Genomic DNA, 12,036 nt, shown 5'->3' with positions numbered 1-12,036 from the left:
TTCTTCCTCTGTTACATAGAATTTGATTTGTACTTTTCTTTTGCGTCCGTTCATGCAATCGTTCCTTTCCATTCCGAGGGTTTGGGACACTTCCCAACAAGCAATTTTTAACCGACGCACCGCAGGGCGGGAGGGCGAAAATACGGAAAAGGGTACTCTTTTCCTATGCTTGCTAAGAAACTTTCTCCCTTTATCCCTACTACATGGAAAATTTGATTTTGCCAAAGCAGGACAAAAGAAAAACGTCGCAAACTGCGACGTTTCAAACTGCTTTCTCTATGAAGAAACGAGGGAACTTTATTCCCCCGTTGTTTCGTTGTTGGCTTCCTCAATCCCTTTTGCGGTAGCAGACAGGATTTTCAAATCCTTTTCGCTCATGCCGTCGAGCATGGTATCAAGCTGACGGCGGCGGGTGGACTTTTCCTGTTCCCGTTCCGGGAAAAAGAACTGGTCTACCGATACGTCAAGCAAGGTTACAAGCTCATACAAAATCTGCAAACTTGGGTGCTGTCCGCTGTTCTCAATGGACGCGATATATCGCGGCGCAATGTTCAGCTTATCCGCTAACTGATTGCGGGAAATCCCCTTTGCTTTTCTTGCCGCTTTTATAGCCTGTCCGAAAGCCTTAAAATCAAACTTTTCTTTGTTCTGCTTCATAATCATTTCACCCAACTACATTGTATATTTCATCTCTCTTTCGAGATATGATTACACACATCATAGTATGGATAGAAATAGAGCATATCATACACTTGCTATTATTCGGTTATCCGATTATAATTATATTGATAAAGTTTGAGGAAAGGGCGGTTGAACTATGGAATATATGTCTTGTCCAGAAGCAGCGGAAAAATGGGGCATTTCTGAACGGCGAGTACAGATACTTTGTAAACAGAACAGAATACCGGGAGTTTCAAAAATCGGTTATATGTGGTTGATACCCAAAGCGGCAGAGAAGCCTACTGATGGACGTAGGAAAGGGAATAAAAAATAGATAATTCCTTACGTAAAACCTTACATCAAATGTAAGTGTTACATTGAGTTATTACGCAGTAAAATTATAACTGGTAAACAATCAACAATCCACAAGGCGAGGTGTAAAAATGAATTATACAGAAAAACTCTTGGAAGTGTGCGACTTGCATAAAGTTTACACAAAAGATGGTGTCCCCACAAAGGCTCTAAATGGGATTTCATTTAATGTTCTCAATGGTGAATATTTGGGTATTATGGGTGCAAGTGGTTCCGGTAAAACTACATTATTAAATTGTATTGCGACGGTAATTAAACCAACTTCAGGTCAAATTTTACTTTCAGGTGCCAATATAAGCTCTTTTGATGGCACGAAGTTGGCTGAATATCGTGGCAACAAGATTGGTTATCTATTTCAAGATTTTGCTTTACTTGATAATCTAACTGGTAAAGAAAATATTATATTGCCTTTATCAATTCATAATATTGACATTGTTACAGCGGAAAAAAAGCTAAAAGATATAGCAGATTTTCTTGGAATTACAGACGTTCTTTCTAAATTTCCGTCACAAATGTCGGGCGGTCAAAAACAACGCGTAGCTGCTGCACGTAGTTTGATTTCTGACCCCGATATTATTTTGGCTGATGAACCTACAGGTGCATTAGATACAAAATCAGCACGTTTACTCATGGAGAAGTTACAGGAAATCAATCTTAGGCGTGGACGCACAATCCTAATGGTCACGCATGACCCTAACGCCGCGAGTTTCTGTTCTCGTATTTTGTTCATTCAAGACGGTGTTATTTTCCATGAGTTACGTCGTAAAATTCCAAATGAAACACAGGAAGATTTTTATGCACGTATTTTACAAGTGATGGCTCAAATGGGGGGAGGAAGTGCAAATGTTCTTTAATCTCACATGGCGAAACGCCAAACGGAGCCGTAGCGAAAACCTAATTTATTTTCTGACAATGATAACAGCCGTAGCAATGTTTTATATAGTGCTTTCTCTTGGACAACAGGACGTAATACGTTTTTTAAGTGAAATTGAGAGCGACGCAGTAGAACGGTTGCTTACTAATCTTTTACCGACGGTTTATCTTTGTGCTTTATTATTTGTGTTCTTTCTCGTAGTATTTGCAAACAAATATCAACTTGAATGTCGTAGTCGAGAACTGGGGCTTTATTTGATGTTTGGAATGACAAAGATTAAATTATTTATTCAAATAATGACAGAGGGGCTAATCACGTCGTTTTTAGCTCTTTTAGGAGGGCTTGTATGCGGTGGCTTTTTATCCGAAGCTATAAGTCTTACAACCGCGCGTTTAGTAGGGCATGGTATCATTACACACCAATTAAGTTTTTCTGTAAGTGCCGCTATTTTCACATCGTTAGGCTTCTTGATTATTCAGTTTGTAGCATTGTTTGTTCTATGCGGAAAGCTGTTCCGTAAAGAGCTACATCAACTTGTTTATGGAGAGATGGCGAAAAAGCAACGCACAGGGAATCCATATGTAAGTTTCGTATCGTTTGCTATAGGCACCGTAATTTTGCTTGTCGCGTACTGGATTGTTGTAGAGCATTTTATGGCTGCGAGTGGGGCAATGCTGCTTATTGCCGTTTTACTTGGAATTATCGGAACAATTCTATTTATTCGAGGACTTGCAAGAATTTTGAGTATATGGGCAGCTTCTATAAAACACAAAGCCACAAGAGGACTTTATGTATTTACTTTACGGCAGTTGCATGAAAATGTCGTTAATAAATATATTTCAATCAGCGTAGCGTCCATTCTGATGATGCTTACTATTATGTTAATTACCGACGGCTCAGTGCGCATAATGTCATATGGAAGTGAATTGACACGAGGTACTTCTGTTTATGACTTTACTGTAATGGGCAACGACCAAATTGTTGAGAAGTATCTTTCCAACGAACAAATTCGTCCTTATGTATCAAATCTGAACCGTATGGAAATAGGAAATATAAAATCCACTGCTTCGGATGGGATAAGTTCTCCTGTTGATTGGTCGAAATTTAGGAAACAAATCGTGCAGCATTTACCTCAAGATGTAGTAGACCCTGCCACACAAGAAGATGGTATGTATAGTTTTGGCTCCGACCAACCTGCTGCCTTAAACCTTTTAGGTCTTATTGATACTGGTAGTTCTTCTCCTTATTTGCTTCCTGTATCTTCCTATAATCGGTTATTGGATGCCGCGGGAGAAGAACAGATTAGCCTTGGGAACAATGAAGTTGTCTATTATCTCAACCCAGATTTTTTAGGTAATGCTCAAGATGAAACGGTTACACTGTTAAATCAAATTGCAGCAGACGCACAGGCGAATAATGAAGCGTCGCTTTCTATCAACGAAAGACCATTTTATCTTGTTCCCTCCGTACCGATGAAAGGGTTGACCGCAGATGAAAATATCAAGATTATAACTGCATTGATTGTTTCAGATGAGATATATTCAGAATTTGTAAATTCAGACACTTGTATGGTTTATTGGAACTTTTGTATTCCTAATGAACTTGTTGAAACAAAAGGTTTAATGTTACCGATTATGGAAGCTCGTGATTTGTTAAAACCATCTGGTCTATATTACGAAAGCTATCTTAATAATTTTGGGCGACAATTATTTTATGTTATTTCCGGAAGTTATACAACACTATACATGGGATTTATGTTTTTGATTATTGCGTGTGCATTACTTGCCCTGCAATTCTTGACGCAAATGCAAACTACAAAATCAAGGTATCTAACACTCTCTATTTTAGGAGCACGACGTGAACAAATTAAGCGTTCTATCAACCAACAAGTATTATGGTATTTCCTGCTTCCTCTTATATTAGCGTGTATCAGCGGAGCAGTAGGGATATATGCCATGCAGCTATATTTATATTCAGGAGCGGCACACCTTGAACAGTCCTATCCTCTTTTAATTGCTATGGCTGTTATTGTTGTTCTTGTTATGGTAATTTACGGTGTGGCTGTTGCTCGAACAGCTAATCGTGAAATAGGAAAGCTCAATTACAAGCCCAATTCTTAACAGGCTTATAAATATTATGGGAAAGGAGGCGGACATATTGGCAAAGATAGTTGTGGTTGAAGATGATGTTTATATGCGAGAAGAACTGTTGAACTTATTAGAAAAATCGGGATATGATACGATTGGATTATCGGATTTTGAAAACGCAGTATCAGAAATAGCAGTATATTTTCCCGACTTAATTTTGCTTGACATCAATCTTCCCTTTCGTTCGGGTTTTGAAATATGTAAAGAGTTGAAAGCTAAACAGATTGGTACGGTACTCGTATTGACTGCAAGAGATAAATTGCAGGACGAACTGCACGCATTAGACTTGGGGGCTGATGACTATTTAACAAAACCTTGTAATATGTCACGTTTACTTGCCCGAATTAAAAATCTTCTTCGACGTAAAGAAGAACAGGTACAGCAAGGGTTACTTGATGGAGGTGGTTTTTTACTTGACCCGAATACCTTTACAATTTATGTAGGGAATAGCTCTTACCTTATGCCACCGAACGAAGGAAAAATATTACTTGCTCTCTTGAAAAATAGCCCTAAGATTGTTTCTAAAAAAGAATTATGCATTAGACTATGGGGAACAGAAGAATTTATAGACGAAAATGCATTACAAGTAAATTTTACTCGGCTGCGAAAAACGCTTCGGGAGTTTGGGCTTGAAGAACGTATAGAAACGGTGCGAGGGCAAGGATACCGTTTGAAAGAGCAGGTGGACATATGAATAAATGGAAAAATCTTTTAATTGCTATTTCTTCTAATCGAATTTGGTTTATAACATTTATGTGTTTGGATTTGTTCTTTATATTCCTTGCTTGGTTGGCTTACCCGGAATATTTCACAAGCTATGTTGCCTTGATAATTTTTGTTTCATTGGCTGCACTTACTATACCGATTACTATATCAATCAAAAAAAGTAACAAAGCTGATGTTGTTTTTCATAGTTTTTTATTGGAACCAGATGATACTAATGAATACTTACTATGTGAAATTGTACCCGCGTTATTACGTCCCTATGTTCGTGAATTGGGACAGCATTTGAGAACACAGCAGGAATATGTGAACGAACAGAAAATAAAGATTTCGGACTATGAACAATATATTGAAAATTGGGCGCATGAAATTAAAAAGCCACTATCGCTTATGACATTGTTATTGGATAATCGAAAAAACGAAATGTCCCCTTTAGTGCATACTCGTATGCTTTACGTGCGTGACCATGCGCGGCAAGATGTTGAACAAATCCTTTATTTTTCTCGGCTTGGTGCTGTCCATAAAGATTATTATTTTGAACCACTATCTATTCTTAGGACTTGTCGAGAAGCAGTTGAGGATAATGTAACTCTGCTTGAAGAAGCCGGATTTTCTATTGAGTTTTTGGGGAATGAATATCAAATTATATCCGACAAAAAAGGGCTAATGTTTATTTTAGGACAGATTATTAGTAATAGTGTAAAATATGCTGAAAAAAAATCTTCTCCCTTTCTTCAATTCTCAATCAATGAAGCTTCACAAAGTGAAGAAATCATCTTATCTATTAACGATAATGGAATGAGCATACCCATATCGGATTTGCCATTTGTTTTTGATAAAGGTTTTACCGGCGATACAGGAAGTTATTTAAGCCGTTCTACAGGCATGGGGTTATACCTTGTTCAAAAAATGGCTAATGACCTAACTATAAAAGTGGAAATACAGACTAATTCTTATGGTGGAACAACCGTAACCTTGACGTTTCCAAAAGTGGAACGTCCTTTCTTTCGGGAGGTGTAGAAATGCAACAACAGAGTAACGTAACAAACGGACAAAAGCAAAATTCTATTTTGGTATTGTTACTGAACTGGATAATTATTTTAGGAGTGTACCTTTTAATTCGTATTGTATTTATTGTTTTAGGCTTTCATTTATATACACCCCTTTTAGGCGGTTTACTTGCTATTATACCGTATCTTTTAGGAACAATATATTTATGGAAATCCTGTAATCAATACAAAATTTGGTTTTATGTATTGGCTATTCTTCTACCATCTATCGTTGAAAAAATCACATTATATTTGTTTGGCTCGTTTTTATATAATTTAAGTCCGACAAACATTGTTGAAGTTATGGAAACTATTGGTAACAATATGCCATATGTTAACTTCATTAAAAGTCAATCTGCACAATATTTAATCAATATTTCATTTTTTAATTGGACGTACATTATATGTAGTATTGTATTTTCTCTTGCTTGTGTTTTGTTTTTGGTAAGGCGAAAAAAGTGACTGAATAACCACAGAGAATAAATTTAGATATTGCAAATATTATAACAAATGGATATAAAATAGACTAAATCTGCCGCGCGACGGCAAAAGAAAAAAAGCCGTCGTAAAGCAGACATATTTTCACGCGCCTTTGAAACGGTGGCTTATGGAAAAGCCGCCGTTTCTTTTTGCTTAAAGCACTTTGACACTCTCTATCCCATGCAATCAGCAGGGGCGGTATATTGGGAGGTTGTCATTGTGAAAAAAGGAAAGAATGAATACATACAGATAAGGAATACCTTATCAAAAAAAGCCCGCCTCCTACAAGGGGTTATTGCGGCTATATATATGAATTGTCAAATCATCTGAATACTTCTTTTAATTCCTCTGCGCCTGTCCGAGTTTTTTCGGGCGGGCGTATTTTGCGTTTACAGAAGATTTTTTCAAAAACTTTGTCCTCTTTTTGGCAAAGCAAAAAGTCGCCTGTATTATCCCGCGAAAAGGGGAGGTACTACCGCCTTTCGGCAGAAAGGAGGTGAACACCATGACACCTAATCGCAGGGAATTTGAAAAGCAATGTGCGTTTCAAAAGTTCTGTAAATCAGTGCTGCACAACGAAGCGTGCAACGCCCATGAAGAAATTCGTCGGCGCAGAGTTCGGGAGGTTACTTTTTCCAACCTTGCCTTGCATGAGGAACGGCAACTTTATACCGTCGATAAGTATTTTCAAGACGAAGAAGCAGAGCCGTCTTATCAAATGGCAGGAAAAGAAATAACCCCAAAACTGCTACTTGAAGCTATCCGGGCTTTGCCCGAAGAACGGCGCAAAATTATACTGCTGTATTACTTTGAGGGATTGACTGATATAGAAATCGGAAAGCAACTCAATATCTCAAGAAGTACGGTACAGTATCGCCGGACAAGCTCCTTTGAGCAGTTAAAAAAATATTTGGAGGAAAACGCTGATGAATGGATTGAATGGTAAACCGACCGAGTACCCGGAAAATGCCCTTGTTCCCTATCCCGTTATTTTGGCGGCGAGCAAAGGCGACCCGGACGCAATGAAGATTGTATTGCAGCATTTCAGCGGCTATATAGCAAGTCTTTCCATGCGGAAGCTCTATGATGAGCGAGGAAATGTTTATTTTGGAGTAGACGAAGAAATACGCGAAAGGCTGCAAGCAAAACTGATGAGGGCAATCCTCACATTTAGGGCTGAATAAACCAACGCGGTATTGGAACGCTTCTCCCTTTTCCGTTCCATATCGCAGAACAGCTCTCTGCTCTTTGACAAAGAAAGCGGCGCAATAGAACGGCGACGCAGTATAAGGCAAATCGGATACGTTCCTTTTGTGCCGAGCCATGCGGTGGGTACGCCATGACCTTTTTCTTAACCGAAAAGCGAGCGAGAAATACCACACCGTAAAGCAGGGATAGCACCCTGCGGGCGATAACGCACAGAATATATAATGATACTTCCTTACAGCCATAGTCCGAGCGTTAGAAGCGTCGCAGGCAATGGGTAGGGCTTCGGCAGACCGCCGGAGGGGTGCAAGTCCCATGAGGTTACGCTAATAGCCGTCCGATTAAAGCCTATGTTACACATTAACTTTTGACCCATTAAGAAAGGGGGACGACAAATTGAACAATAACGACGTGCCGATTTGGGAAAAGTACACTCTTACCATAGAAGAAGCGGCAAAATATTTCCGTATCGGAGAAAGCAAGCTGCGGAAACTGGCAGAAGAAAATCCCGTCCCGGACTGGGTAATGATGAACGGAAACCGTATTCAGATTAAGCGGAAGCAGTTTGAAAAAATGATTGATACGGTGGACGCAATCTGATAGTGAAATCGAGCCTTGAATGTGGTACAATGTAGTCAAGCATATCAAGGCTCTTTCCATTATGGAAAGGAGCATAACGATGTCGGAAAAAAGACGGGATAATAAAAATCGTATTCTCCGCACCGGAGAGAGCCAGAGAAAAGACGGGAGATATGCCTACAAATATATAGATACCTTTGGGAAACCGCAGTTTGTTTATTCTTGGAAGTTAGTGCCTACGGACAAAACCCCGGCAGGAAAGCGCGACGATATAGCGTTGAGGGAAAAAGAGAAAGAAATCCAAAAAGACCTTGACGACGGTATCGACCATATCGGAAAGAAAATGACTGTCTGCCAACTCTACGCAAAGCAGATACGCCACCGGGCAAATGTGCGGCATGGTACAAAGCAGGGGCGAAAACAGCTCATGCGGATTTTGCAGGAGGATAAACTTGGAGCCTGCCGGATTGAAAATGTGAAGCTCTCCGACGCAAAGGAATGGGCGTTACGCATGAAAGAAAAAGGTTACGGCTTCAAAACTATCAACAACCACAAGCGTTCCTTAAAGGCTGCCTTTTACACAGCCATACAGGACGATTGTATTCGTAAAAATCCGTTTGATTTCCAGTTGAACACAGTCCTTGAAGATGATACAGAACCAAAGGAACCTCTATCCCCTACGCAGGAAGCGGCTTTCTTGTCCTTTGTGCAGCATGATAAAGTCTATCAGAAATACTACGACGAGATTATCATACTGTTAGGGACAGGGCTTCGCATTTCGGAACTCTGCGGATTGACGGAAGCTGACATTGACTTAGACAAACAGCTTATCCATGTAGACCACCAACTTTTGAAGATTGCAGACGTGGGCTACTATGTGGAAACACCTAAGACGAAAAGCGGCAACCGGGTTATTCCTATGAGTGAAAAAGTGTTGGAAGCATTTCAGCGGGTGCTGAACAAACGGAAATATGCACAGCCTGTTATTTTGGAGGGCTACACAAAGTTTCTGTTCCTTAACCGGAACGGCTTGCCAAAAGTGGCGGTCAACTATGAAAGTATGTTCCGGGGGCTTGTAAGGAAATACAACAAAACGCAAAAGGTAGCATTGCCAAAGGTAATGACACCGCACACCTTACGCCACACATTCTGCACCACGTTAGCAAATGCAGGAATGAACCCAAAGGCATTACAGTACATCATGGGACATTCTAACATCAACATGACACTGAACTATTACGCGCATACGACTTCCGAAACGTCGATAACAGAAATGAAGCGGCTGATTGCATAAGTAGTAAACGGAGAATTTACTACTCCACATACTACTTTTGAACATCAAAACATACGGGGATATAAGAAGATTTGAGAATATCTTCCATAACGAAAAATGCCGGAAAAGCCTGTAACAATAGGCTATACCGGCATATAAGAACTTTTGAAAAGATAGTCAAAAATTACTTTGTGATTTAATTGAAATATCACAGATTTTTACTTTTAGAACCAGTGATATAAATGATATTATTACAAATACTGTTGGTACTATAATTGGATATTTTATTGTATATAGGATAACTGATAATTTTACTAAGCGAATCTTTTCAAATTCAAAAATGAGTGACTTTTACATAATATGTGTATCTGTAGCACTTATTATGTTCTTCCTTCAACCATTTATTTCATCTTTGTTATGGGAAATTGTTCTGTAAATTCCAGCTGTGCGCCCAGCTAAGGGTGTGTAGTCAAGCCGGTGGGATTCCGGTTTATCCAAGGTTTAGCCAACCAGATAATAGCGAGTCTTGGGATGATGCTGGTAACGGCATCTGACAAGCGTAGACAGCAAGAAAGCAGGGTTGAATAGTGATTGAGCTTCGAAACGTTAACTTCAGTCGGTCGACGTCTTAACTGGTGCGGAAGACAATATCATATAATGCGATATGGCGAGTGTTATGTGGCACTGCGGAGTCAGAGAACCAATCATGTTTTACATTATGAATACACATCAACTGGGGAGAACCTACCATTTCTCGAAGAAGAGTATGAAATTGCAACTGAAAACGGAGTATTTCAAATGAATGGTAGGTGGTCGGACAATCCCATAGTACTGTAGAAATCGGGCAATGCCGATGGAGGGAAGGGGATTGCATAGTAAAGGTCTTACTGAGGACACATTATCCGTACTCAGGGACGGAGGAAATAATGGAAACGAAATTAGTGAGAATAGCTGAGATATCGGCAACATCAAAACATCCTATATTTACATCAGTGTACCACTTGATAAATGAAGATATGCTAAAGCAATGCCATAAGGAATTAGATGGGAACAAAGCAGTCGGAATTGACAAGGTAACTAAGGATGAGTATGGGAAGAACCTTGATAGAAATATCAAGGAACTGGTACAGAGGTTGAAAAACAAATCCTTTAAGCCACTTCCGTCACTGAGGGTATATATACCTAAAGGAAATGGAAAGAAACGACCATTAGGGATTGCTTCCTATGAAGATAAGATTGTACAAATGGCAGTGAAGAAAATACTGGGAGCTATTTATGAACCGAGATTCCTAAACTGTATGTATGGATTCAGACCGAATAGGGGGTGTCACGAAGCAATAAAAGAAGTATACCAACGGATAAGCTATGGAAAAATCAGCTATATCGTAGATGCCGATATCAAAGGTTTCTTTGACCATATCGACCATGATTGGATGATGAAGTTCCTTGAATGGAATATACAGGATAAGAACTTATTGTGGCTAATACGTAAATACCTTAAAGCAGGAATAATGGAGCAAGGAAAATTCGAACCAACAGAGGAAGGTTCGGCACAAGGCTCAGTAATGAGTCCGATGCTTGCAAATATATACATGCATCATGTGCTGACGCTGTGGTTTAAGCTGGTGGTGCAAAGGGAAATGCAGGGAGAGTGTTTTCTCGTCAACTTTGCGGATGATTTTGTTGCAGGATTTCAATATAAGTCAGAAGCTGAAAGATACTATAAAGAATTAAAGGAACGAATGGAAAAGTTTGGACTGGAGCTGGAAAGTAGTAAAAGCAGACTAATTGAATTTGGGAGATTTGCAGAGCAGAATCGTAGAGCAAGAGGAGAATGTAAGCCTGAAACATTTGATTTTTTGGGGTTTACCTTCTACTGTAGCAAAACTCGAAAGAGAGGTTTCGTGCCAAAGGTACAGACTTCAAGAAAGAAGTTTGAGCAAAAGGTTAGAGCATACAAGAACTGGATTTATGATAATCGAAATCGACCAATGCGAGAAATAATTAAAGAGTTGAACGTAAAACTAATTGGACACTATCGGTATTATGGTGTTACATGGAATTTTCGGAAGATAACAACATTCCTGCATAGAGTACAACAGTTTCTATTCAAAGCCATGAATCGGAGAGGTTGTAGACGGGCATACACATGGAATGGATTTGTGGAAATGCTCAAGTATTACCCGTTAGCAAAACCTAAAACGTACTATTGTTTATATTGAAGCGAATGTTACTATGAGGAGCCGTATGCGGGAAAGCCGCACGTACGGATCTGTGAGGGGCTAAGATTGAGAGGTCTTAGTCTACTCGACTGTCATTCTGAAAATTTAACTGAATAACCACAGCACAAACCGCTGCTACATGGAAGCTAACAAACCATGCAACAGCGGTTTTTCTTTACCGTTTTTTCCTCTGACTGATAGGCGTTCCCATTTTCTTTGATTTTTTGAGAATCCGAATCAGCCAGCGAAATTCTTCGTCTGACAGATTTTTATAGTTGATACCAAGCTGCTTGCAGTAAAGAACAACCAGCTTTTCATCCCGGCTGCCCTTGAAATTTTCGACCGCTTCCAGATTTTCTTTCAGTTCATTAGCAACGGTGGTCTGGGGTGCACTCTCGCTGTCCTTTTTATGGGCTTCCCGAATATCCCGGATAATGAGATTGAGGTCATC

General features: G+C 39.6%; 12 protein-coding genes and 2 pseudogenes. 12 read left to right on the top strand and 2 right to left on the bottom strand.

All coding sequences use genetic code 11. The annotated features are described in order from the left end of the window. Window positions 1-297: 297 nt before the first annotated feature. On the bottom strand, window positions 298-657 hold the full coding sequence (locus tag DWW13_RS16945; RefSeq protein ID WP_015529199.1) for a helix-turn-helix transcriptional regulator: 360 nt from the start codon (window positions 655-657) through the stop codon (window positions 298-300). A gap of 160 nt (window positions 658-817) precedes the next feature. Between DWW13_RS16945 and DWW13_RS16940 the strand changes: the two genes are divergently transcribed. From DWW13_RS16940 to ltrA, 12 genes and pseudogenes are all read left to right on the top strand, one after another. Continuing rightward, window positions 818-994, top strand: coding sequence for a helix-turn-helix domain-containing protein (locus DWW13_RS16940; RefSeq protein WP_015529198.1), 177 nt, complete (start codon window positions 818-820; stop codon window positions 992-994). 109 nt (window positions 995-1,103) lie between these two features. After that, a complete protein-coding gene (locus DWW13_RS16935; protein ID WP_015529197.1) occupies window positions 1,104-1,886 on the top strand; it encodes an ABC transporter ATP-binding protein in 783 nt (260 codons plus the stop codon). Beyond that, on the top strand, window positions 1,876-4,026 hold the full coding sequence (locus DWW13_RS16930) for an ABC transporter permease (protein WP_015529196.1): 2,151 nt from the start codon (window positions 1,876-1,878) through the stop codon (window positions 4,024-4,026). The genes DWW13_RS16935 and DWW13_RS16930 overlap by 11 nt, the downstream gene beginning before the upstream one ends. 37 nt (window positions 4,027-4,063) lie before the next feature. Then, window positions 4,064-4,747 carry a response regulator transcription factor gene (locus DWW13_RS16925; RefSeq protein WP_330425628.1) on the top strand — a complete coding sequence of 228 codons (684 nt, stop codon included), beginning with the start codon at window positions 4,064-4,066 and terminating at the stop codon, window positions 4,745-4,747. Further along, the gene (locus DWW13_RS16920; protein ID WP_015529195.1) at window positions 4,744-5,796 is read left to right on the top strand and encodes a sensor histidine kinase; all 1,053 of its coding nucleotides are present in this window, start codon (window positions 4,744-4,746) and stop codon (window positions 5,794-5,796) included. Before DWW13_RS16925 ends, DWW13_RS16920 begins: the two co-directional genes overlap by 4 nt. A gap of 2 nt (window positions 5,797-5,798) precedes the next feature. Continuing rightward, on the top strand, window positions 5,799-6,287 hold the full coding sequence (locus tag DWW13_RS16915; RefSeq protein WP_015529194.1) for a hypothetical protein: 489 nt from the start codon (window positions 5,799-5,801) through the stop codon (window positions 6,285-6,287). 523 nt (window positions 6,288-6,810) lie between these two features. Continuing rightward, window positions 6,811-7,251 carry an RNA polymerase sigma factor gene (locus DWW13_RS16910; RefSeq protein WP_015529193.1) on the top strand — a complete coding sequence of 147 codons (441 nt, stop codon included), beginning with the start codon at window positions 6,811-6,813 and terminating at the stop codon, window positions 7,249-7,251. Further along, window positions 7,232-7,489, top strand: a complete 258-nt coding sequence (locus DWW13_RS16905) for a helix-turn-helix domain-containing protein (RefSeq protein ID WP_006858660.1) — start codon at window positions 7,232-7,234, stop codon at window positions 7,487-7,489. The genes DWW13_RS16910 and DWW13_RS16905 overlap by 20 nt, the downstream gene beginning before the upstream one ends. A 418-nt stretch (window positions 7,490-7,907) precedes the next feature. Beyond that, the gene (locus tag DWW13_RS16900) at window positions 7,908-8,111 is read left to right on the top strand and encodes an excisionase (RefSeq protein ID WP_009905235.1); all 204 of its coding nucleotides are present in this window, start codon (window positions 7,908-7,910) and stop codon (window positions 8,109-8,111) included. 79 nt (window positions 8,112-8,190) lie between these two features. After that, window positions 8,191-9,384 carry a site-specific integrase gene (locus DWW13_RS16895; RefSeq protein ID WP_107571888.1) on the top strand — a complete coding sequence of 398 codons (1,194 nt, stop codon included), beginning with the start codon at window positions 8,191-8,193 and terminating at the stop codon, window positions 9,382-9,384. A 178-nt stretch (window positions 9,385-9,562) separates the two neighbouring features. Next, a pseudogene (locus DWW13_RS20245) lies at window positions 9,563-9,656 on the top strand (VanZ family protein); the annotation flags it as partial. Window positions 9,657-10,289: 633 nt separating this feature from the next. After that, window positions 10,290-11,585, top strand: a complete 1,296-nt coding sequence (gene ltrA / locus DWW13_RS16880) for a group II intron reverse transcriptase/maturase (RefSeq protein WP_118720643.1) — start codon at window positions 10,290-10,292, stop codon at window positions 11,583-11,585. Between the two features lie 175 nt (window positions 11,586-11,760). Here ltrA and DWW13_RS16875 read toward each other — a convergent pair. Beyond that, window positions 11,761-12,036 (bottom strand): annotated as a pseudogene (locus tag DWW13_RS16875) (hypothetical protein); the annotation flags it as partial.

Origin of the sequence: Blautia sp. AF14-40 (genome assembly GCF_003479665.1) — a bacterium.
Lineage (GTDB): Bacteria > Bacillota > Clostridia > Lachnospirales > Lachnospiraceae > Fusicatenibacter > Fusicatenibacter saccharivorans.
The sequence above is the reverse complement of the archived record's forward strand: the minus strand, read 5'-3'. Positions and strand labels throughout refer to the sequence as shown.